The sequence below is a fragment of the Leptospiraceae bacterium genome, assembly GCA_015075105.1.
In the GTDB taxonomy this organism is placed as follows: domain Bacteria; phylum Spirochaetota; class Leptospiria; order Leptospirales; family Leptospiraceae; genus JABWCC01.
In genome coordinates, this window is record JABTUZ010000002.1 from 309,382 (window position 1) to 332,780 (window position 23,399).

25 protein-coding genes and 1 pseudogene are annotated in these 23,399 nt (G+C 38.2%); all 26 read left to right on the forward strand.

What is annotated here, in order from left to right; translation table 11 throughout:
- Positions 1 to 115: 115 nt before the first annotated feature.
- The 26 genes and pseudogenes from HS129_11415 to HS129_11540 all read left to right on the forward strand — a co-directional run bounded on the left by HS129_11415 (position 116) and on the right by HS129_11540 (position 23,121).
- A complete protein-coding gene (locus tag HS129_11415) occupies positions 116 to 1,612 on the forward strand; it encodes a hypothetical protein (protein ID MBE7412647.1) in 1,497 nt (498 codons plus the stop codon).
- Positions 1,603 to 2,283 (forward strand): hypothetical protein, encoded by a 681-nt coding sequence (locus tag HS129_11420; protein ID MBE7412648.1) that lies wholly within the window; start codon positions 1,603 to 1,605, stop codon positions 2,281 to 2,283. The genes HS129_11415 and HS129_11420 overlap by 10 nt, the downstream gene beginning before the upstream one ends.
- A 537-nt stretch (positions 2,284 to 2,820) precedes the next feature.
- Positions 2,821 to 3,447: an SH3 domain-containing protein gene (locus HS129_11425; protein ID MBE7412649.1), complete on the forward strand. Its 627-nt coding sequence runs from the start codon at positions 2,821 to 2,823 to the stop codon at positions 3,445 to 3,447.
- 672 nt (positions 3,448 to 4,119) lie between these two features.
- Positions 4,120 to 5,286, forward strand: a complete 1,167-nt coding sequence (locus HS129_11430; GenBank protein MBE7412650.1) for a hypothetical protein — start codon at positions 4,120 to 4,122, stop codon at positions 5,284 to 5,286.
- A gap of 30 nt (positions 5,287 to 5,316) precedes the next feature.
- Positions 5,317 to 5,667 (forward strand): hypothetical protein, encoded by a 351-nt coding sequence (locus HS129_11435; GenBank protein ID MBE7412651.1) that lies wholly within the window; start codon positions 5,317 to 5,319, stop codon positions 5,665 to 5,667.
- Positions 5,668 to 6,023: 356 nt separating this feature from the next.
- Positions 6,024 to 7,166 carry a hypothetical protein gene (locus tag HS129_11440; protein ID MBE7412652.1) on the forward strand — a complete coding sequence of 381 codons (1,143 nt, stop codon included), beginning with the start codon at positions 6,024 to 6,026 and terminating at the stop codon, positions 7,164 to 7,166.
- A 1-nt stretch (position 7,167) separates the two neighbouring features.
- On the forward strand, positions 7,168 to 7,689 hold the full coding sequence (locus tag HS129_11445; protein ID MBE7412653.1) for a hypothetical protein: 522 nt from the start codon (positions 7,168 to 7,170) through the stop codon (positions 7,687 to 7,689).
- Positions 7,690 to 9,191: 1,502 nt separating this feature from the next.
- Positions 9,192 to 9,890, forward strand: a complete 699-nt coding sequence (locus HS129_11450) for a peptidoglycan DD-metalloendopeptidase family protein (protein MBE7412654.1) — start codon at positions 9,192 to 9,194, stop codon at positions 9,888 to 9,890.
- Positions 9,891 to 10,039: 149 nt separating this feature from the next.
- Positions 10,040 to 10,606, forward strand: a complete 567-nt coding sequence (locus HS129_11455) for a hypothetical protein (protein ID MBE7412655.1) — start codon at positions 10,040 to 10,042, stop codon at positions 10,604 to 10,606.
- 487 nt (positions 10,607 to 11,093) lie between these two features.
- A complete protein-coding gene (locus tag HS129_11460) occupies positions 11,094 to 12,026 on the forward strand; it encodes a peptidoglycan DD-metalloendopeptidase family protein (GenBank protein ID MBE7412656.1) in 933 nt (310 codons plus the stop codon).
- 2 nt (positions 12,027 to 12,028) lie between these two features.
- On the forward strand, positions 12,029 to 12,865 hold the full coding sequence (locus HS129_11465; protein MBE7412657.1) for a hypothetical protein: 837 nt from the start codon (positions 12,029 to 12,031) through the stop codon (positions 12,863 to 12,865).
- Positions 12,866 to 12,959: 94 nt separating this feature from the next.
- On the forward strand, positions 12,960 to 13,148 hold the full coding sequence (locus tag HS129_11470; GenBank protein ID MBE7412658.1) for a type II toxin-antitoxin system HicA family toxin: 189 nt from the start codon (positions 12,960 to 12,962) through the stop codon (positions 13,146 to 13,148).
- Positions 13,149 to 13,155: 7 nt separating this feature from the next.
- Positions 13,156 to 13,359 carry a type II toxin-antitoxin system HicB family antitoxin gene (locus HS129_11475; protein ID MBE7412659.1) on the forward strand — a complete coding sequence of 68 codons (204 nt, stop codon included), beginning with the start codon at positions 13,156 to 13,158 and terminating at the stop codon, positions 13,357 to 13,359.
- A 627-nt stretch (positions 13,360 to 13,986) separates the two neighbouring features.
- The gene (locus HS129_11480; GenBank protein ID MBE7412660.1) at positions 13,987 to 15,684 is read left to right on the forward strand and encodes a hypothetical protein; all 1,698 of its coding nucleotides are present in this window, start codon (positions 13,987 to 13,989) and stop codon (positions 15,682 to 15,684) included.
- Positions 15,685 to 15,701: 17 nt separating this feature from the next.
- Positions 15,702 to 16,205, forward strand: a complete 504-nt coding sequence (locus HS129_11485; GenBank protein ID MBE7412661.1) for a hypothetical protein — start codon at positions 15,702 to 15,704, stop codon at positions 16,203 to 16,205.
- 586 nt (positions 16,206 to 16,791) lie between these two features.
- Entirely contained in the window at positions 16,792 to 17,796 is a 1,005-nt protein-coding gene (locus HS129_11490) for a hypothetical protein (GenBank protein ID MBE7412662.1), read from the forward strand.
- Between the two features lie 19 nt (positions 17,797 to 17,815).
- Positions 17,816 to 18,397: a hypothetical protein gene (locus tag HS129_11495; protein ID MBE7412663.1), complete on the forward strand. Its 582-nt coding sequence runs from the start codon at positions 17,816 to 17,818 to the stop codon at positions 18,395 to 18,397.
- A gap of 188 nt (positions 18,398 to 18,585) precedes the next feature.
- Positions 18,586 to 18,807: a type II toxin-antitoxin system HicB family antitoxin gene (locus tag HS129_11500; protein ID MBE7412664.1), complete on the forward strand. Its 222-nt coding sequence runs from the start codon at positions 18,586 to 18,588 to the stop codon at positions 18,805 to 18,807.
- Positions 18,808 to 18,812: 5 nt separating this feature from the next.
- Positions 18,813 to 19,055, forward strand: coding sequence for a type II toxin-antitoxin system HicA family toxin (locus tag HS129_11505; protein MBE7412665.1), 243 nt, complete (start codon positions 18,813 to 18,815; stop codon positions 19,053 to 19,055).
- Positions 19,042 to 19,218, forward strand: coding sequence for a hypothetical protein (locus HS129_11510; GenBank protein ID MBE7412666.1), 177 nt, complete (start codon positions 19,042 to 19,044; stop codon positions 19,216 to 19,218). The genes HS129_11505 and HS129_11510 overlap by 14 nt, the downstream gene beginning before the upstream one ends.
- 511 nt (positions 19,219 to 19,729) lie before the next feature.
- Entirely contained in the window at positions 19,730 to 20,410 is a 681-nt protein-coding gene (locus HS129_11515; protein ID MBE7412667.1) for a hypothetical protein, read from the forward strand.
- Between the two features lie 205 nt (positions 20,411 to 20,615).
- A complete protein-coding gene (locus HS129_11520; GenBank protein MBE7412668.1) occupies positions 20,616 to 21,089 on the forward strand; it encodes a hypothetical protein in 474 nt (157 codons plus the stop codon).
- A 111-nt stretch (positions 21,090 to 21,200) separates the two neighbouring features.
- Positions 21,201 to 21,275, forward strand: a pseudogene (locus HS129_11525) (hypothetical protein).
- Between the two features lie 758 nt (positions 21,276 to 22,033).
- Entirely contained in the window at positions 22,034 to 22,564 is a 531-nt protein-coding gene (locus HS129_11530) for a hypothetical protein (protein MBE7412669.1), read from the forward strand.
- A 96-nt stretch (positions 22,565 to 22,660) separates the two neighbouring features.
- Positions 22,661 to 22,870, forward strand: a complete 210-nt coding sequence (locus tag HS129_11535; GenBank protein ID MBE7412670.1) for a hypothetical protein — start codon at positions 22,661 to 22,663, stop codon at positions 22,868 to 22,870.
- Entirely contained in the window at positions 22,867 to 23,121 is a 255-nt protein-coding gene (locus HS129_11540; GenBank protein MBE7412671.1) for a type II toxin-antitoxin system RelE/ParE family toxin, read from the forward strand. The genes HS129_11535 and HS129_11540 overlap by 4 nt, the downstream gene beginning before the upstream one ends.
- The last annotated feature ends 278 nt before the right edge of the window (positions 23,122 to 23,399 follow it).

Consider the following 23,399-nt stretch of genomic DNA (forward strand, 5'->3'; position numbering starts at 1 on the left):
CGTATCATGGGAAGTTAGGCGAAGCCGAATTTTACTGCTACTGAAAAGCCTAAGGGAGCGGTTCTGCTCGATTTACCTGAGGATGCAGTAAGCGGGTTTTTCTTTTTTTGCAAGCATTTTTTTCTTTTTACAGAAAAAGAAAAAAAGCGAAAAAGCAGATGGCACTTCGAGAGAAAGCTTTGGCGCAGAACTACTCGGCAGTCTGTCCGACATCGGAAATCTTGCGACGGGAGCCTACCGTGGTGGCAACCAAACAGGATATATCGACGAGGCGGGCAACTATCACCAGAGGACGTGTTTTACAAAGGGGACGTTAGTTTCTGTTCATCCAGAAACGTTAGGCGCGGTTGAGAAAAGCGGAAAGTGGTTTAAGAAGATTGAGGAAATTAAAGAAGGAGATTATGTATTAAGCTGGAACGAAAAATCCGGTGTAATAAGCTACAATAAAGTGCAACAGACTTTTATCAGAAAAGCGGATCAAATTTATACGATTCAATACAAAAATGGAACGACAGTTGAGACAACATGGAGTCACAGATTCTATGTAAAAGATAAAGGCTGGGTTGAGGCGAAAGATTTACAGCCCGGGTTTTTATCGCATACAGCCTTCGGGGAAATGGGCGAAATTAAAAATGTAACAAAAGAAGACCGAAACGAAAGAGTTTACAATTTTATGGTTGAAAAAGACAATACTTATTTTGTGACAGAAAATCAAATTCTGGTTCATAATGATGCGTATAATTTTACTTATAACAGCGGGGTATTGCAAAATGTCTCAACAACGTTTATGGGAAGAACCTACAACTCAAACAATGGAGATTTAACCGTAGCGCAGGATGCGAGTGGAAGCTACAGCGTAACTCTTGTTGACGAAAACGGAAATGAAATTGTAGCTAATAATATGGAGGTTGATAAGCCGATGGAAGGAACATCTCAAGTGCGACCGATTAACTTGACAATCAATAACACAACGTTGCAGGATGGAGGGTTGGTGCAAATGAATAATAGCGGGAGAATGGCAGTTGTTGGACAAAATAATGTTGCCAACGGCTCACAGGTAATGGTTTTGGGACAGGATAACGATGGATTGGATTCTTTGCAAAGTCTGAGCGCAACTACTCAGGGAACAAACAGGACGACATATATGGTTTACAATCCAACCAGAGGATTTATAACAGACACAAGTGATTCAAGAGCAATGCAATCCAATCCGAATAATATAACTCAAAGACCAGCGATTGGAACTTTGACAAGTTTGATGAATAATGGAAATTCTAACACGTATATTTGCCATAGTCAGGGAGGCGCAATTTGCGCTAATGCCGCTCAAAATGCATTAGATAATCGTCGATCCATGGCTAACACAAATATGATTTATATTGGAGGAGCTCAGAGCCATGTTCCGAACACTGGGGAGCGCGCGAGGGTTAGGGTAATTTATAACAGTTGGGATCCTGTTAGACATGCTCCAAATGTTAATACAACCCAAAATTCAGATAGAAATATTTACAGACAAGGGCAGGGAAACGGACATGGATATACAAATTACCTTCAGGATATTAGATGTCAGTCTTCAAGACGAGAGACTACTGCGGGTGGCGTATGTCGCTAAAGTTTACAGTAATCATTTCTTTTATTCTGATAGCTTGTTTTAACTGCAAGGAAGAACCAAAAGACCCAATTTGCGGAATGGAAGAATTTTTCAAGAATGATATCATTGATTACAAATACGATGATTTTATTTTTAATCCCAAATTACTTCCAATAAAAAGAAAAACCAAAAGGGATGAATTATACAAGCTAGACAGCAGAGGTCCTAGTCGTAAATGGACAAATAAAAAACCATTTGTGAAAACTATCTATAAAGAAAAATTTGAAGTGGATGAAATCTGGGAGTTAACTTCCATAAAAAGAAAATACATTGAATACAAGCATGACAATACAATCGTTACGGGTTCCGATCCTCTGGAATCTTTCAGTTTATTTATATTTCTAAATAAAGGAATTGTTCAGAATTATTTTATTAACCATGAGTTAACTGATGATAAAGGCGCCACATGGAGACCCGGTAAGTTCAACTCCGGCCCACTTAAAAACTCAGACGGTATTTATCCTGGCGCCGTAGATGATGCAAAAAGATACTGGGCTCAAAGGAGTATCGGTGTTCGCATTACAAGATCAGCTATGCAAGTTACAGATGAGGAAATACAAATTTACAAAGAAAAATGTTGGTCAAAAAATGAGAAAGTTTTCAATTTTATTTTAAATTTGTTCAGAAAATGAAGGGTCGTGCATCGCAAAAATCAAAAAATAAACTGGACAGATAAAGAATCCGAAATCATGAATTGCGATAAAGGACAATATCTCTGTAACTCTCGTGAACGAAGATTTTATTTTAGCTGAACGAAAACGAAAACTACTTGCAGGAAAACAGAAGCGAAGGGAGTATTCATTAAATATGAATATGGTTTTTTAGACAGTAAGCAGGAAAATGGCTTAGCTTATTTTGATACATCAGAAATTCCGTTTTTTGCTGAACTAAGACAATGCAAGGAAGCAATTTCGGAAATACCAGCCAAGCGAATCCCGCTTTGAACCCGGTAACTTCAGCATTTCAGCTTGGATTGAATAAAAATAAGAAAACGCTTTTGGAATTAGGCCAACAGCATCAAAATCATGGACACTTTAGTTCAGGAAGGTTGCCTTAATATGAAAAATTTCATTACAATTATTTTATTCCTAATAATTCTTTTTTACTCATTTCAACAAAATTTATTTGCAAGACCTGCCGCCGTTCCTAAAGAGGCGGTATGGTTTCCTTTGGAAGGAGAAGAGGAAGGATTCTGGAGATTAGAAGTTATTAAAAATGGAAAAAAGCAGGAAACACTTTGGTTTAGCTCTGGCAAAATTAGAGCGACTGGTTTGCAGATTGATAAGTGGCAACTTACAAAAATTTTTTATGAAAATGGAAATTTAGAAGAATTTAGTCAAAGATTTTTTGGCAAAATTTGGACACAAGCTACAAACCAAACTCATGAAGGTTTATTAACTGTTGGAAAAACCTTTAGTTATTATCCAAACGGAAAGCTAAAAAACATATCCTGTAGTGATTTAGATATTTATGAGCATGAAGTTGACGAAAATAACAATTGCGGAATTGAATACAAATTTGATGAATCCGGAAAATTGATTGAAACAATTGATCACAAACGAAAATGCAAAATGGGATGTGGTCGATTTCGTCCATTTTTAGGTCCTGGAAAATATATTTCTGCCACAAATAGTTTACGTATCCGGGAAAAGCCAAATAAATCAGCAAAGATAATCGGAACTTTGAAAAAAGGTGAAGAAGTCGAAATTACAAAAGACATGGGCAATGTCGAGACCATTGATGATGAACGAGCACCATGGGTTGAAATTCGTTTCCAGAACGGATTGAAAGGATAAGTATTTGGCGGATTTCTTTATGAGCCAAATGAGTATTTTCCGTAATTTTTGGATTTGATGCTTCGCGCCCCTCGCAAAAAGAAGATTTTAGCCTGAAAAAGACAGGGCTTTGCGAGAAGATAGAAAAGTTGTCCCGAAAAAATCGGATTTTGGAACGGAAAGAGTTTGGATTTTTGCGAAAATAGAATTCGAAGATAGCAAAAAACAGCGAAAACAAGGAATTAGGAAACAAAATTTTTTCCTAATTTGGAAAATCACAGCATCGCCTAACGCACCGTATGTAAATCTTTCGTTTACAAGCGAAAAGGATCCCTCACCTGCCCTTTCCGCCCAAGTGAGGGACAGGTCGAAGGGCGAGGAGTTGAATACCTCACCAGTTTTTGTATTTTGAAAAAGTAAAACTAATCTGCTTAAATAAAATCGCGAAACGCGATTTTAACTTTTCTGAAAAGAGAGACATTTACGTAGGATAAAAACTGGTGAGGGATTCGCCCCTCTGTCCTCCGTCATCGGGCAGTGTTTTTTTAGCGAAGCGTAAAAAACGCGTTCTGTCCTCTGAACCGTGCGTCGTTTGGCATTGGTGAGACAAAAGTCGGAGTCAAAGCCAGCTACAGCCGGAACGGTGGACTTGGACTTGAGGCAAGCGCGCAATACGGAAATTACAAAGCTGGAATGAGCTATTCGCAAAGCGACGGATTCGGAGTCGTTGCAGGACTTACGAATTCAGATGGAACGAAAACAGTTGGTATCGGGTACAGTGAGAAATCCGGAGTCGAGGCTTATGCAAAAGTAAGCTCGGATAGCGCTAGCGGGAAATTGTCCTACTCCAAATCGGAAGGGTTCGGAGTAGCGGTCACTGCAAAGACAAGCTATGCAAACGCAAGCGCAACCTTCACACAGAAAAGCGGGCTAACGGTAAGCGTCAGCAAGCAGATGTCCACTGCACTGACCGAGGGATTCAGAGGCAATGCGAATGCTGAAGTAAGTTACAATACGAAGACAGGATTTTCAGCCAGCCTTGGAATGACACTAACGTCCACGAGTCCGGTTTATGAAAAAGGAAAGTTTAGTGAAGTCGATAATGGAAGCGTTAGTGGAAATGTCAGGATTGACAGGACTGGAGCCACTGGTTCTACTAGCGTAAACACGGGACAGAATCTGGATATTGCATCCAACCTCAGTAGCATGGAGTCGAGCCTCGATGCGATGGCGGAAAGAAATCGTGAAGTAGTGAAGGAAAAAGCGCAGGCAGAGCAGGAGCGCAAACAAAAAGAAGCCAATGATGAACACGGCGAAAATGTGATTGAAGGTGCAAGCATTGTAGTGAGTAATGAAGAAGAAAAAATCAGGCAGCAAACAAGTGAAAAATCCAATGAAACGGGTCTCCCGGATTTACCATTGAAGGAAGGACTTGAAATGGCAGAAAATCAGCCAATGCGGAAAGACTTGCCCGAATTGGAGACAATTGCGAAACATTTAGAAAAAGATATTGAAAAAGCTTGGGAAGATTCGAACCCTGATGGAAAACAAGACCATTCCCTAAAAGGAGAAAAATCTGAGCATGGATTTTGGATACTTGAAGATAATAAAGCGGGATTTCTTTCTAAAATTGATTTTCCACGGGAAGGAGCTAAAAAAGATGAAATGACGCCAGGGACCAAGCCGCAAGTGAATGGGAAAAGTGTAATTGCTTGGTTTCATACGCATCCCAATAAAATGTCTGAGGGTAAAGGATATGAACCTTGGGAAAGTTATAATGATAAAAAATTTTCAGAAAAAAATAAAATCCGAGGAATAATTAAATCCCACAATGGGATGTATTATTTTGGAGCAGAATAAAGTGATTATTGACATAAGGATATCATATCAATGAAAAATGTAATAAAATTCATTACAATAATATTGAAAAGTATAAAATTATTTTACACGTTAATTGTTATAATTTTATCATTAACTATATTTTGCAATAGTTCAGAAAAAAAGGAGGAAAATGATATGGGCATTGATTTAGAAAAAAAACTGTTTTTCATCGCTCAAGAATTTGTTAAAATTAAATCTCCAGAGGAGGCTAATGATCCTAAATATCGCTTAATATTAGAAGATAAAGGGAATCATTGGCGAGTAATATATATGCTACCAGATGATATGATAGGTGGCGGACCTATTGTTTTGATAGATAAAAAAACTTTAAAGGTAATAAGAATGCTTCATGGTCAATGAAAATACGTCATGCGCCACCGAATTTCCGCTAAACTGAAAAGCTAAAAGGAGCGATTCTGCCCGATTTTACTGAAGATGCAGTAAGCGGGTTTTTCTTTCTTTGCTTCATTTCTTTCTTTTTACAGAAAAAGAAAGAAAGAAGAAATAGCTGAATCAAAAAAGACCTTGCGAAAAATCACGGAGTCTATACAGATGAAGCAGATGGCACTTCGAGAGAAAGCTTTGGCGCTGAACTACTCGGCAGTCTGTCCGACATCGGAAATCTTGCGACGGGAGCCTACCGTGGTGGCAACCAAACAGGATATATCGACGAGGCGGGCAACTACCACCAGAGGACTTGTTTTACAAAGGGGACTATGATTACAACGCTTGAAGGAGAAAAGACAATCGAGACTCTAAAACTCGGAGAGAAAGCTCTCAGTTGGAATCCTGAAACCGGAAAGCTCGAATACAGAACGATTACAAATCTGTTTATTCGCAAAACCGACCTGATTTACAAACTCAGTTTCTCAAGCGGAAAGACTGTTGAGACTACTTGGAATCACCCGTTCTACATCAAAGATCGTGGATTCATAGAGACAAAGGATTTGAAAGTTGGCGACGAACTGAAAACAGCGAACTCAAATCCCCTGTTCATCTCTGCGATTGCAACTAACGCACGCGAGGAGACTGTTTACAACTTTGAGGTTGAGGGTAATCACACCTACTTTGTTGGAGAAGATGGGGTCTTGGTGCATAATGATAGCTATGGGAACAATTTAAATAAAGTTCTTGGAGCCTACTACTCAAAAGACCCGAAGGCCAGCGCAAGAGCAGAGCTAGAAAAATCTTTAAAAGACCCCAATTTAAGCGAAGCCGAGAGAACAAAATTAAAAGCTGATTTAGCACGAGAAAAAAAACTAGCATTGAAAGAAGGATATTCAAAGCGTCAAGGAGAGTATCAAAATAGTCTTTCTGGGTCGGAGAATCTTTGGGACAAAGCAGTCAGCATTGGAAAATCTGTTTTTAATTCTGCAATGGATTTAATTCCTTCATGGGGAGCGAAAAGTGTAATTGATGCTGGAGCTTCTTTGACAGGGAAAGAAATTAAATACGGATGGGGAAAAAATGACCCTCGTCCAGGAGGTGAAGGTATGGATTGCAGTCATTTTACAAACTATGTTACCAATGAAAGCAGAAAGACAGAAGGGAAGTCTCCAATTCCATATAATACGACTGAAAGTCTATTGAGTTCCAAAGATTATAAACAAATTGATTTAAATTCAATGAAAAAAGGAGACCAATTTGTTTGGCGATATGATTATACTGATAAAAAAGGGAACACTGCCCCAGGTGGTCATACCGCATTTTTTAATGAAAAAAATGGAGATAAAGCAATATTGCATTCTGATTTTGGGCATGGACCTAGATATTCGAATAATTATTTGGATGACCCAAATTGGAGAAAAGCAAATCCTCAATATTCAAATATAAGAACATATGCAATAAGGGTAAAATAATATGGGAAAAAAAATAACTTTAATTTCATTAGTAATTTTAACTTTGATCAATTGTGAAAACAAAGACTGGTTAAATGGGAAACTTACAAAGGAAGATGAAAATTCAATTCATCTTCTAGTAAATAATTATATTCTTGAAAGCACAAATGATGACTTCCAAGAAAATCGAAAAAAACTTGATAAATTCTTTTCTCCAGATTTTGATTTTTTCTTTCCTGGAGAAATATTTGAAGCTTATGTTTATGATAGTTACTCTATTAAAAGAATTGAATTTGATACCGAAAGAAAAGAATACAAAGTAAGTGTCGTATTTCATTTAAGTTGGGGTATTGATAAAAGAACTATTGAAAAAATTCAGATTAGTTCTCCTCAAAATTTATGGATAACCAAAAGCAAAGGTAAATGGAAAATAAAATCTATCTATAAACCTGATATTTTTTCAAAAGAGGGAATAAAAAAATTTGCCATAAGATATCAAAAAGATTTCCCGGAAATGAGTAAGGATATTTTGGAGAAGTTTTGAGTCCATGAAAATCACCATGACTAACGTCCACATATGGCCACTTACAAAATCCAATCGCACTCACTGCTAAAAGCCCTGATTGCAGATTCGCTCATTTGTTTGGAGGAGAAAATCGGTGTTTTACCCAAAGATGTATTTGCAAGATTAGAAAAAACTATCTATGAGGAATTTGCCCAGCACTATCCCTTCCCGCCCAAGTGCTGGACAGGTAGATTGCCAAATTAGATTACTCTACACGAATCACAGCATCGCCTAACGCACCGTAAGTAAATCTTCCGCATACACGCGAAAAGGATTCCCTCACCTGCCCTTTCCGCCCAAGTGAGGGACAGACCGAAGGGCGAGGAGTTGAATCCCTCACCAGTTTTTGTATTCGCTTGAGCATAACAAAATAGATTAAGTGAAATCGTGATACGATTTCAAATCACTGAATTGTTCTGCAATCCTTTCGAGAAAAAGTGGTGAGGGATGGTGCTGGAATTCGCCCCACCGACAACTAAACCTTCAGTCTTCTGTCATCGGGCAGTGTTTTTTTAGCGAAGCGTAAAAAACGCGTTCTGTCCTCTGAACGCGTTAGTGGCTACGTTGCTGGTGGCAAACAGAAACTAACCTACAGCAAGAACGATGGTTTCGGGGTAAACATCACTGCCGGAGCATTGAACATCGTGGCGTCACAACATGGAGACACTGTAATCGGAGCGACAATTGGAACCGGAAAGTTTTCCTACAACACTTCGAAGGGGACAATGTCTTCGAGTCTGACAGGCAATAGCGGCAACCAGATCACAGCTGGTGAAAATCTAATCACGAGTATGGACGATCTCATGTCCAAGACAGACTCAATCGCTGAGGCAAACCGTCAGAGGGCAATGGACGAGAAGAAGAATGCGTTTTTAAAACAAAAAGGTGGTTACACCGACGAAGAGATTTCGAACATGTCGCCCGAAGAAAAAGCAACCAAACTTCACGATGTCGGACTCAACGAGCAATCGAGAGGCGTTATTGACGAAGGACAAAACACTTCCCGAGATGAAGACGAAGGCTTCTTGTCAAAAACCCTGAACGACATGAAGGACGATCTTGTGGGTGCGATAGGCGTGACGTCTGATAAGGATGGGTTCATCGACGCACAGGGCAACTACCACCAGAGGACTTGCTTTACAAAAAACACAAAAATTGTTGTTGAAGAAAAAACCGCAGGCGTGATAGAATTGAACGGGAAGTATTTCAAGAAAATCATGGATATACAATTGCAAGATCGGGTTCTGTCCTGGGATGAAAAAACCGGAACGATGAGTTTCAAGCCTGTTATGAACTTGTTTGTAAGAAAGGCAGATTTGATCTACAAGCTTACATTTTCCAGCGGTCGAACGGTTGAGACAACGTGGAATCATCCGTTCAGGGTTGAAGCTGGTTTTGTTGGGAAGTGGATTCAGGCGAAAGATCTGAAAGTCGGAGATATGCTGAAGACAGCGAGTCCAAAACCTGTGAGCGTTGTTGCGATTTCGACTAACGCACGCGAGGAGACCGTTTACAATTTCGAGGTGGAAGGAAATCACACCTATTTTGTCGAGGAAGATGGGGTGCTGGTGCATAACCAGAGTGCATCGTATGGTGCAGGGGAAATTAAACTTGGGAATGAAGGCTATTCTGTAACTGTTGGGCAGTTAGCCAAAGATCTCGGAAAAAGTATCTGGAATTCGGTGACAGGCTTGTTTAAAGGTGAAAAGGAAGTGATTAAAAAACAAGGTGAAAATGCGATACACCCAAATGGGGGCTTACTACCTTTAGAAAATTGTAATAGTGATTGCATCAGTTCTAGTTTTAGACCATCTAATCGACCTAACCACGACGGATTAGATATTAAAACTGGAGGGAGATCGTTACCGGTTTTGGCTACCAAAGATGGAAAAGTTATCCATTCTGGTAAAAGCGATACTTACGGTAATTGGATAGTGTTGGAACATCCGAATAATATGTACACTGTTTATGCACATAATACAAAAAATATAGTAAAACCCGGAGCAAACGTAAAGACAGGGCAGCAGATCGCAATTTCAGGGTCAACAGGTCGATCCGACGGACCGCATATACACTATGAAGTTATTGCGGGAACTTCAGGAAAACCGTGGACCGAACACTTTGACAAAACAAGAACAAGACCCAGTCCGGACAGAAGAGACCCGAGTCGACCATGGTAAAGGTAAAATCTATGAAAGCTATTTTTATTTTATTAATTTTTACTTTGTGCTCGGTGCCGAATCAAAAACAAGGACAGGTCATAATACTTAATAAAAGTTCAAAACTTTTTCACGATCGACAATGCCAAAAAGAAAATCAAAATACCAGATTGAAATTTCTTGAGGAGGTTACGATTAGCGAAAGGAGTGAAAAAGTTGTAGGTATCAAGAAAGGTGTCACTTTGATCGGCTGGACGAATTCAGAAAACACATCACTTATTCCAGAAAGTTGGGGCTATTATAATATGCATGTCTTAAAATTACGTGTTCCACCTGAAAGTAAATTTAATTTCATTGAGGCAGATAGCATTAATGAAAAAGATGAAAAAACAAAGGAATATAAATTGTTTAATGATGACTATTTCATCCAAGTAGAACGGTTGAATTCTAACATTGAATCCTACATTCAGAAAAACCCACCTGAAGAAATTCTATTTACAAGTCCAAAAGTAAATTTAAAGTATAATAGTTTATTATTTAATGGGAAAAAATATTTTTATTTTACTAGCATAGATGTAATGGATGGGAGAAAATTCCATAAAATCGTTTTTGAAGGGAATGACAATGAAGTAATTAGTATAATAATTACTCTTAACAAAAAAAGTTACTCTGAGTTTTTTGAAATGGATGCTTTAAAGATATTATTTTCTGCTGAGCCAAGAAAAAATAAATTCTGATTATGGGAACATAAGGACTTTTTCAAAAACTGTACCTCTCAAAAACAAGATTTTAGCCAATAAAGACTGATTGTTTTACGAAAGTGAGAGAAGTTTCGTGAAACAGTAGGCTTACGGAAACAAGAAAATTGAATTTTTAGGAAAGATCGTTTAAAAAAAATGAAAATGCAATGGTCTAAGAATGGAAAATTTCTCCATGATTTGGCAAACCACAGCACCTTCTCAACCGCCCAAGTGCTGGACAGGTAGATTGCCAAATTAGGGAACTCTGCACGAATCACAGCATCGCCTAACGCATTAGAGGAAATTTTTCGATCACAAGTGAAAACTTGTCCCTCACCTGCCCACCCGCCCAAGTGAGGGACAAGTTTTCTTTGCGAGCATTTTTTTCTTTTTACAGAAAAAGAAAAAAAGCGAAAAAACTTTTTGAGAATGAAGTAGAATTATTGTTTGACGTGGAAGTCGGAGGAATGATAATTTCAACAACATGGAATCATCCGTTTTGGGCGTTAGTCCCTCACCATTTAGCGAGCACTCAAGCGTGAAAAATGGTGAGTGGATTGAAAGAGATTCCACCGGACTGAAAATTCAAAAATGGACAGAGGTGAAAGACCTTCGGGTTGGGGACATCGTGGCACTAAAAAATAAATCCGAACACCCGATTAAAAATATCCGGCAATACAAGGTTTCACCGACGAAGGTTTACAACATCGAAGTCGAGGACAACCACAACTATTTTGTGGGCGAGGTCGGTGTCTGGGTGCATAATTATCCGGGGGAGAAAATTATGGATACGGCAATTGATAAAAGTCCTCGCACTGTGTCTAAAGTATTACAAAAGATTGATATTTTCTTTAACGAAATGATAGACGGTGTTCGACCAAATCCTGGTACAACGAATAATCGAACAGTAAAAAACTCAAATCCGGAGACAATTAACGGGGAAGAAATAATGCTTCCGACAGAGACAGTTAGAGGAAATGATGGCGATTTTGGGTGTGGAAAATTTGAATGTTCTCGTGGAAAAAAACGACCAGATGGTCATCAGTCAATAGATACAATCGCGAAGCCTAAAGAAATTGCTGTAGCACCATTTTCAGGGAAAGTAACTGAAATAGCGAAATCTGACTCAAATGCCATTTACATACGTAGCTCGGACGGTAAAGCTACGGCGAAAATACTATATTTGCAACCATTCTCTAATATTCAGGGAGGCAAGAACGGAACTGAAGTGACGCGAGGTCAGGCTATTGGAGTAGCAAAAGACATCCGAGAATTCAAGAATCCAGATGGAACATCGAAATATGGAAAAGATATCACAAATCATGTACATACTGAGATTAAAGTCAACGGTAGAAAAGTCGATCCATTGCAATATACAGTCGAATATAAAATAGCGGATCGAAAAGGCAAAAGGTGAAATTGAAAAAACTGTTAATTCCTGTGTTAATATGTCAATTGTTGTCTTTATGTAAAAAGCAAGAAGAGACTGAAAACTCATTTATGGGTATGGTAATTTCGGAAAGAACAATGAAAATGAGCACACCATCTCGAAGCGGTACCCCGATTGGCTTTCTAACAAGAGGTCAAATCATGACTTTTGAACAATGTGAAAAAATCGACAAGATAGAAGATAACATTTGGTGTCGCTATATGGACAAAAGCGAAGATGATGTTCTCAAAAAGGTATGGGTAAATAAAGAATGGTTGGGCGAAGTAAAAAAATTAAAAGAAAAAACAATCATTGAATGCAATTTGCGTGTAATGGGCAAGCATTCTAACAGTATGATCATCGATTTAATCAGTAGAGAAAAAAAAATATACGAAAAATATACTTTTTATAAAGGAACGACTAAAATTGTATCCTTCGAGTATGAGTTTGGCGGAGATGGTGCTCGATTTTGGGAACATAGACTTCAACAAATTGCGGATATCAATAACGATGGAAACGACGATTTCATATTTTACTTATCAGATGATACAACTTCCGAATACCTGGTATTTATTAGTTCGGTAGCAGGTTATTCTAAATATGAATTATATTCTTTATTTAAAAAGTTAATCAAAGTTGACTATGATTTGGACGGCATAGATAATTCCGAAATAGTCTTTGATAACAATAATAAAACCTTCACAATTCATTATTCAAATATTTATGGACAAGAACATGATCAATATCTTACTTTGGGATATTCAAAAAAAAAGTTTGTTGTGAAGAAAAAAAGTGCTAATCCTGATTCAGTAAATGGGGGCGAATAAAGACAGGATCAGACATGTGAAATGTTACAGTTAAAAAAATCCAAAAAATATTAAACACTCAGAGTTTTAAAATGAGAATTTTTTAGTTGAAAATATGAAAGTTAAAGAGATAATTAAAATGATTGAGGAGGATGGTTGGTATTTGGTTCGAACACGAGGGAGTCATCGCCACTACAACCACCCCACAAAAACGGGAACAGTAACTGTGGCAGGGCAACCTAGTCTCGATTTGCATCCCAAAACCCAGAATTCTATTTTAAAGCAAGCTGGTCTAAAGGAGTGAGAGCAATATGGAATATTTAGTAATTTTAGAATTTGGATCCAATAATTGGAGTGCCTATGTTCCGGATCTTCCTGGATGCGTAGCTGTTGCTGAAACCCGAGAAGAAACTTTAGAACTCATGAAAGATGCTATTCAGGGACATTTAGAAGTTATGCGCATGAATGGCGAAGAAATTCCGCAACCATCACAAAGTGCACTTGTGAAAGTCTGAGGTAATTTTCAATTTTTGTCCTTTGCAAAAACAAGATTTGAGTCTGAAAAAGACGTGGTTTTGGAAAAAGAGAAGAAAAGTTTTTCAAAAATTGTGTTTTTGGGCTGCAAGAGTTTAGAATTTTTTGAAAACGAGATCAGAAAAACGAAAAAAATGAGCGGTTAGGAGCCAAAAAATTTTTCTGAATTTTGCACCCTCACCAGCCCTTTCCGCCCAAGTGCTGGACAGGTGGATTGCCAAATTAGGGAACTCCAGACGAATCACAGCATCGCCTAACGCACCGTATGTAAATCTTTCGTTTACTAGCGAAAAGGATCGAAGCGGGGTCAGAAAAATCATGAATGCGATTTTTTGACCGTAGCTGAGAGCCTGGCCGTTCGTGGGACAGAAGTGTTTCTCTCAGGAAAAAATAAAATCGTGCGTCATGCGACATGCTGAACGGATTCGCCCCACCGACAACTGAACCCTCAGTCTTCTGTCATCGGGCAGTGTTTTTTTAGCGAAGTGTAAAAAACGCGTTCTGCCCTCTGAACCGTTAGTGGCTACGTAGCGGCAGGCAAACAAAAACTCACCTACAGCAAGAACGATGGTTTTGGTGTGAATATCACAGCCGGAGGTTTGAACATCGTGGCGTCGCAACATGGAGACACAGTGATCGGGGCGACAATCGGTAACGGAAAGTTTTCCTACAACACATCGAAGGGGACAATGTCTTCGAGCCTGAATCCCGGAAACAGCAACCAGATCACAGCTGGGGAAAATCTAATCACGAGCATGGACGACCTCATGTCCAAGACAGATTCCATCGCAGAGGCAAACCGTCAGAGGGCAATGGACGAGAAGAAGAATGCGCTTTTGAAACAAAAAGGTGGTTACACCGACGAAGAGATTTCGAACATGTCGCCCGAAGAAAAAGCAACCAAACTTCACGATGTCGGACTCAACGAGCAAGCGAGAGGCGTTATCGACGAAGGACAAAACACTTCCCGAGATGAAGACGAAGGCTTCCTGTCGAGAACTCTGAACGAAATGAAGGACGATCTTGTGGGTGCGATAGGTGTAACGTCTGACAAGGACGGATTCACGGATTCCGAGGGCAACTACCACCAGAGGACGTGCTTTGTTGCCGGGACGTTAGTTCGGACGAAAACTGGTTTTGTTGAAATAGAGAAGATTAAAGTCGGCGATGAGGTGATGTCTCTGAATGAAAAGACCGGCGAAATTTCTTCGCGCAGAGTCACAGAGACTTTTATTCATGATGTGAAGCTACTCTACCGCCTAACGTATGAAAATGGGACAGTTGTGGAGACTACATGGAATCACCCGTTTTACATTCGGGGACGTGGTTGGATTGAAGTAAAAGACTTGTATGAAAAGGACAGGTCGGTTACAATGTCCAGTGTGAAAAATTCACAAAGGAAGCCCGCCCTTGTGTTAGCATCGATTAACTCTGCCAATAATGAAAATATATCGTGGGCAGAAGAAATCAAAGGCACGCTCGGAATCGCAAAGATCGAACAAATTCACAGAGCCGACAAGGTTTACAATATCGAAGTCGAAGACGACCACACATATTTTGTGACTAAGGGAGAGATGTTGGTGCATAATTATCCTGGTGAGAAAATTGTGAATAAAGCGGTTGAGTGGGGAAAAGAAACTGCAAAGGATTTGGCAAGAGGCGGACGTAATGCAATTGGCTATATAATGGATGAAGGTTATATTGAAAGAAGTTCTGATGAGATGGAGTCTGATCTACAAAAAGCAAAAAAAACAAAAGATTCAAAAGGTCGATCAGCGGCGTCTTTGAAATCAGAAATTTCTGACGAAGATTCTAAATATCAATTAAGAGAGAATTCTAACATTAAAAATTATGGGAATACAGGCCCGTTTCATCAATATGGGGATCGAGCGCTTTTAGAAATGGTTGACGAGATGGCAGATGATCTTCCAAAGGGACAAAAGCTCTATATAAATGATATTTCTTTGCCTGGAGGAGTGCAAACGAAATGGCATTTAGGTGAAGCGCATAGGAAAACCGGATTAGGGATCGATGTAAAAATGCCTACTAAAAACAATACGCCACCAAATAGCGGGTCAACATATCGAAGCAAAGATTATGATTTTAATAAAACAGTAAACCTAATTGATAGTGCAGCTAAAAATACACCCAGAGGACATGACCTGATAGTCAATTTCAATGATCCAAAAATTAAAAAACAATATAAAGGAACCAATATTGAAATTCGGCCAGATAAACCAAACAAACCTATTGTACATGACAATCATCTCCATTTCGAATTAGTAAAACAGAAACCAAAAAAATAAGGAAACGGAAAATTAACATGAAAAAATATAAGAGTGTATTTAATTACTTAATTGTAATTCTATTTCCAATTTTATTTTTTTGGTTTTGCGAAAAACCAGAGAAAGTAAAGGAGAGAAAAGTATATTCCCAAGAAGAATTAAAAGAGATACGGAAAAAATTCGGTATTTTTAAAACTAATTTGATAAGAGAACTGGATCACCAAAAAAGCGTTTCAGCCTTGCTACCCTTCATTAAGGAAGGATTGCAGCTCCGCTGGGACTACAATGAAACTGGCGGTAGTGAGTTTCTTGATGATATCCCTGAAGTAGAAAAACATATAACATCTAAAGAAATAATTCATTTATTAAAAAAAGGAGATTTGATGGATTATGAAGATAGTATTGATTATATTGTTAGTTCAGAAATAGATCAAGAGATTGATTTAAGAATATCTTTTCTATATAACGATCAATTAAAAAAGTGGGAAATTACTTATTTATCTAAAACCGTCAACCCTGATTCAGTCAAAGGAGGCGAGTAAATAGAAGTGATTAGCTATTCCTTGCAAAAAGAAGATTTGAAGCTGAAAAAGACAGGATTTTGTGAATTTGTGAAAAAGCAATAGGTAGGAACCGAATTTTTTTTCAGATTTGGAAAACCACAGTCCCACTAAATCGCCTAACGGCTCTCTTGAGGCTGGGCAGGCAGCTTTCCAAACTCAGCAAGTCTTTTTGTGAATCACGATATCGCCTAACGTATTATGGGAAGTTAGGCGATACCGAATCTCTGCTAAACTGAAAAGCCAAAAGGAGCGGTTCTGCCCGATTTTCCTGAGGATGCAGTAAGCGGGTTTTTCTTTTTTTGCGAGCATTTTTTTCTTTTTACAGAAAAAGAAAAAAAGCGAAAAAGCAGATGGCACTTCGAGAGAAAGCTTTGGCGCAGAACTACTCGGCAGTCTGTCCGACATCGGAAATCTTGCGACGGGAGCCTACCGTGGTGGCAACCAAACAGGATATATCGACGAGGCGGGCAACTACCACCAGAGGACGTGCTTTGTTGCCGGGACGTTAGTTCGGACGAAAACTGGCTTTGTTGAAATTGAAAAAATAAAAATTGGCGATGAGGTGATGTCTCTGAATGAAAAGACTGGCGAAATCTCTTCGCACAAAGTAACGGAGACTTTTATTCATGATGTGAAGCTACTCTACCGCCTAACGTATGAAAATGGGACAGTTTTGGAGACTACATGGAATCACCCGTTTTACATTCGGGGACGTGGTTGGATTGAAGTAAAAGACTTGTATGAAAAGGACAGGTCGGTTACAATGTCCAGTGTGAAAAATTCACAAAGGAAGCCCGCCCTTGTGTTAGCATCGATTAACTCTGCCAATAATGAAAATATTTTGTGGGCAGAGGAAATCAAAGGCACACTTGGAATCGTGAAGATAGAAAAAGTTCACAGAGCCGACAAGGTTTACAATATCGAAGTCGAAAACGACCACACATATTTTGTGACTAAGGGTGAGATGCTGGTGCATAATTATCCCGGTCAAAATTTGGTTAGAGGAGTTGCATCGTTATTTCCAAAAGGAAATATTATTGAAAAATTGGACAAGAATTTAACTGTTTCCGAATTTAAAGAATCAGTTGTATTTGGCGAGGGAGCCAATCCTGAGCATATTCCGGATGATGCAATGTATGAACTGTCGCGGGTAGCCGAGAAATCTGGAGTAAAAAACCTTATTATTTCGAGCACAAGGAGAGATGCTAAAGATCAAGCAAGGGTAATGTATAATAATTTGGAATCGGAAGGTGTAGATGCTCAAAGAGAATTATACAAAAAGGCTGATGACCAGGTAATTGATGTATATGTAGCAGGAAAAAAATCTGGAGAATCAAAGTCAGAAATTAAATCTGCAATGGAGAAAAAAATATCAGCATTAGGTCCATCAAAAGTATCCAATCATGCAGCCGACCCAAATAAAGTGACTACATTTGACGTAGCTCCATCATCAATTCCTGCGGACAAGCGAAAATCATTTATTAAGGCTGCTAAAGCCAACCCGAATATTCAAAAAGTAATCCCGCCACCAAAGGATCCAGGGATTCATTTTGAGATACCAAGACATTAAAAGATGGAGACTGTGAATTATGAATAATGACACTCAATATTATGCACCAATAAAATGTATAATATCATTGATATTTTTTCTTCTTCTTAGCGTAACGTGTAAACAAAAAGAACCTGAAAAGAAAGTCGAAGATGTGAAAGTAGAAAGGATTAGTTTGAGCGAACTGGAAAAATTTCTTGGGGTCTATCAATACTTCTATGAATATCCCGCTAAAAATCTAAGCGAAGATCATTTTATACTATTAGAAAAGGAGAAAAATGAAATTAAAGGCTATTACTATGGGACAAGTGATGATTTTGATCGGACAAGAGAAGGATATCTTCCTGGATTCTTTGTGGCTGAAATGAAAAATATGCGCCTTCATGATGGGAATTTTAGCTTTTCTTTGTTTGTCAAAGATGAAGAGGTCTTTGACAAAGCGATTTCTCTTGAATATAGAAGTTCTATACAATTGCCGAAGGGCAAGTTCAAAATATGGAAGTATGGTATTGAAACTCATCAAAGAGAATATAAAGGCAAGATTGAAGCTGGTAAGATAACATTATATTTTGACCCTGAGGATCCAATAGAAACCGAAAGATTATTCAAAAAGATTAAATAGCCCATTATTTATTGTCCCTCGCAAAATAGGATTTTAGTCAATAAAGACAGGGTTTGCGAGAAGCTGAGAAAATTGTTCTAAAAAAATCGGATTTTTAGGATTGAAAGAGTTAGAATTTTTGCGAAAATAGAATCCGAAAAGTCTAAAAAATATTGGACGTTGAAAAACTTTGAAAAAATTATAACAGTATGAAGCAACTAAAAATCATTATTGAAAAGCATTCAGACGGTTATATCGGATATCCTCTTGGATTAAAGGGCACAGTCGTTGGTCAAGGTAATAGCTATGACGAGGCTCTTAGCGATGTGAAATCTGCAATTCGGTTTCATATTGAAACTTTTGGCAAAGAAGTTTTTGAAGAAGAGTCGCCGGTTATTGAAGCATTTGTCGCAGAAACAGTAACTGCTTAATATCTTTGTCCAGAAAATTTCCTGTTGATGCTCCTAAGGCTAAGGTTATCCGAGCGCTTGAAAGCCTCGGTTTTGAAATTGTTAGAGAGAGGGAGCACATTGCAATGCTACGAACCAACTCGGATGGCACAAAAACGCCATTAACTTTACCAAATCATTCCAAAATTAAAGGCTCTACTCTTCGCTCAATTTGTTCACAATCGGGAATTGCGCGAGATGATTTTATTGAAGCGTATGATAACGGATAAAATTGCGTTATCTAAAATGTCCCTCGCAAAAATAAGATTTAACCCTGAAAAAGACGTGGTTTTGCGAGAAGAAGGGAAAATTGTCCCGAAAAAATCGGATTTTGGAATTGAAAGAGTTTGGATTTTTGCGAAAATAGAATTCGAAGATAGCAAGAAACAGTGAGAACAAAGGGGTTAGAAGCGGAATTTTTTTTCTAATTTGGCAATTCACAGCACCAGCCCTTCCCGCCCAAGTGCTGGACAGGTGGATTGCCAAATTCAGAGAGCCTTTTGATGAGTCACAATATCGCCTAACGTATCATGGGAAGTTAGGCGAAGCCGAATTCTTCTATTCCTGAAAAGCCAAAGGGAGCCACAGCACCACCAACTCGGAAACAGTGGTGCTGGACAGGCTGTTCTGCCCGATTTTCCTGAGGATGCAGTAAGCGGGTCTTTTTCCCAGCACCTGCCCTTTCCGCCCAAGTGCTGGACAGGCTTTCTTTGCGAGCCTTTCTTTTTTTTCTACAGAGAAAAAGAAAGAAAGCGAAAAAAATTTTTGAGAACGAAGTAGAATTATTGTTTGACGTGGAAGTCGGAGGAATGATAATTTCAACAACGTGGAATCACCCGTTTTGGGCATTAGTCCCTCACCATTTATCGAGCTTGTTCAGTGTCTATAAAAGGTACTGCGGTATGTGAGCGAGAAAAATGGTGAGTGGATTGAAAGAGACTCCACCGGGCTGAAGATTCAAAGATGGACAGAGGTGAAAGACCTCCGGGTTGGGGATATCGTGACGCGGAAAAATAAATCCGGGCAGACGATTAAAAATATCCGGCAATACAAAGTTCCACCGACGAAAGTTTACAACATCGAAGTCGAGGACAACCACAACTATTTCGTGGGTGAGGCTGGTGTCTGGGTGCATAATTACCCGCTTACGGGTACGAACAGTATGGGTCTTGGAGAAACTTTGGTAAATTTAGGGAAGAAAGCAATTGATGGGGTGGTGAATTTATTTGACTCAAAAAGTAATAATAAAGAAAAATTAAAAACCTACGGAATTCCTGATGAATTACCAGAGTATGACACCATTGAATACACACCAAAAGAAAAATCGAAAACTGATATAAGAGGAACATTTCCAAATATTGCGAATACAGTAGAATTTGAAGATATCAGAGATATAAAAACAGACTATTATAAAAATAAAATTGGTAAAAATGGTCATACAACTCCAGCGTTGGATTTTGGAAAGAACGCAAATAAAACGACTGAATGGTTGGACCGAATCAAGAATTTATACCAACTTTTGTCGGCACAGTGGAGGGCTTTGGTGGAACAGTCTATTTTAAAACTAACGATGGCACTATATTGAGAGCTGGACATTTTACAAAAATAAATTCTGTGGTTAAATACGCAGCTGAAAATAACAAAAAACTGCCACCCGGTACTTATTTAGGATCGACTAAGGGATTAATAGGCTATACAAGTAACTCTCATCTACATGTTGACGGACGACGAGGCAATAAATCTGTTCCGAGTCAAGAAAAAATAAAAACTATTTTAAATGGAGAAAATAAATGAAATCAAGAAAAATCATCATGGCTTTCTTATTATTCTTTTTTATATTCTCAACTTTTGACCTATATTCACAGAAATCAAATGTAAAAGAAAGTATAATTGGTGCAATTTTAGCTGAAGACCTAATTTTATTAAAGGAGATGTTTGATAAAGAAGTTTATATTTCGAATGGGTTTGAAACTCAATTTTCGAATGAAAACGGATATGATGGGTTTATTCAAAAAAAAGGAGATTTATACAAAGTTCTTTTTAATTCAATATTTGCCAAGGATTACTTTGGGATTGAAAAAGTTCAATCCTTCCGAGAAGTTATGAAGATGATACCTAAGAAAGGGAAATTTTTTGAAAATCAAAAAGAAGGCTCAGCTGAATTGGTTTTTCAAAATAAAAACCTCATATATAGTATTACTTTGCTATGTTCAAAAAAGGGTAATTGTAAAATTACGGTGTTCAGTATCAGTGAGTGGCATTAATTATAGTAAACAAAAACAATGTCATACCGTAAAGTTGGCGACGAACTGAAAACTGCAAACTCAAGTCCCCTGTTTATCTCAGCAATTTCGACTAACGCACGCGAAGAAACCGTTTACAACTTCGAGGTTGAGGGTAATCACACCTACTTTGTTGGGGAAGACGGGGTCTTGGTGCATAACGAAGCGCAGTTCTACGGAAGTTTTGATGTTTCTGCAGGGTTAAAAAGATTATTCGGAAGTAAACAAAATAACCCTCAGAAAGGCGCACAGGATAGCGCGAGTCAAAATGCAAAAGACGCAATGCTTGGTGCATCGACTTTGACCGGCCGCAGACGAGAAGGCGAGGAAGGGGATTCTGAGAATTATTTTCCAGAAGGTTTAAGCGATGAAACAAGACAAAATATTTTATCTCAAGCGGAAAAAATGAATAAACTGCCTTATGTTTGGGGAGGTGATGGAAAAAATGCAGTCACACTAACAAAAGACTATACTTTTGAAGAAAAAGATGGTGTGGTGAATAAAGTCAAAACAGCAGATGGCAAGAAAGTCTCGCAGAGCGTTATCGGTGCTGACTGCACTCATTACGGAACAAAATTGTATAATGATGCCGGAGTCCCTGCCAAGTATCACACAACGGCAGATTACTATGAAGGCAATGCAAAAGATTATGTACAGATTTCAGAAAAGGATTTAAAGCCTGCTGACAAGATTATCCATCGAGTGGAAAAAATAAATGGTGGATATTCCGGACACGAGACAATTTTTATCAAAAAAGATGCAAAAGGAAACAATATCGTGACCCAATCTACAGATACAGATAAAAATAATGGGGTTAGGGTAAGCGGAGTAGATAATTCTAAAACTGCATACACTATTAACGCAGATTCCTATAAAGCCAATACTTACGAAGTGAAATATTTTAGATATGTAGGAAATAGAAAAAAATGAAAAAAAAAGAAATATTAAATTTCAAGCTTTCAGTATTTTTAGTATTCTTATTTATCTTTGCCATCGCAGACTGCAATAAAAAGGAGATAGGTGTGCAACCAAAGATAAAGTTAGAAGCAAAAAATGTTACTCAGGAAGATGTTTTGGCGATTGAAAAATTGACGAAAATGTATGTTGATCAGATTATAAAAGAATATCCGCCCGATATGAAGCCGATCGATCATCTATATATGAAAGATGCTGATCCCGGACCAAAATCAGATGATTTGACTTTGTATGTAATTGATAGTTACGAAATTTCAGCTATTAAGGAATTTGAATATGTTGATGATAAAAATATAAAATGTGTTGAAATAAAATTCAAAGTAATAGCAGAAGATAAAGGCGATGATTTTAAAAATGTTTCCCCATATATTAGAGAGCAAACTATGGGCGTAATAAAAGAAGGAGGCGAATGGAAAGTTGCAACTGAATATGCCGACCGTCTCGTTTATAAAAATTCTAAGGTGAAAAGAGTTTCGTATTGAGATGGGATTGTAGAAAAATATTTGCTCGTAGAAGCGGAAGACGAAAAAGTTTAAAAAATATTGGACATTTGGAAACTTTGATAAAAAAATAGAAATATGAGCGCGACATCAATCAAAAGACAATATATAACAAGCCCTTCAGGGAAAAAAGTAGCCGTAGTTATTAATCTGCGCACATTTAAAAAGTTGCTGGAAGAATCTGAGGAGCTGGCATCGATTAAATCCTTTGACGAAGGTATGAAGGAAAAGATGAAGGCAATTCCGTTTCAAAAGGCAATATCCAGAATCGAAAAAATAAAATATTGAACTATTCAATATCCATTGTACCGAGAGCAGAAAAAACTCTTTCAAAAATCAATAGCCCTACTTATGAAAAAATAAAAAAAGAAATCGGAAAGCTGGAAAAAACACCTAAGCCGGTGGGCGTAAAGAAGTTAAAAGGACGAGAGGGATATCGCATCAGGATTGGGAACTACCGAATTATATACTCAATTGATGATATAAAAAAGATGATTTTGATATTGGGTGTTGATCATCGTAAAGACATATATCGATAAGAGTCTGCAAAAATAAGTTTTGAGCCAATGAAGACGGGGTCGGTTTTGCGAAAAATGGGAAAACTTTTAAAAAATGCGCACAGTGCGCAGTTTTTAAATTTTGAAAATAAAACCACAATATCGCCAAACGTATCATGGAAAGTTAGGCGAAGCCGAATCTTACTGTTACTGAAAAGCCAAAGGGAGCCGCACCACCAACTCGGAAACAGTGGTGCTGGACAAGCTTTCTTCGCGTAGAATTGAGAAAAAGCGAAGTCCCTCACAAATTCTGAAAGAAT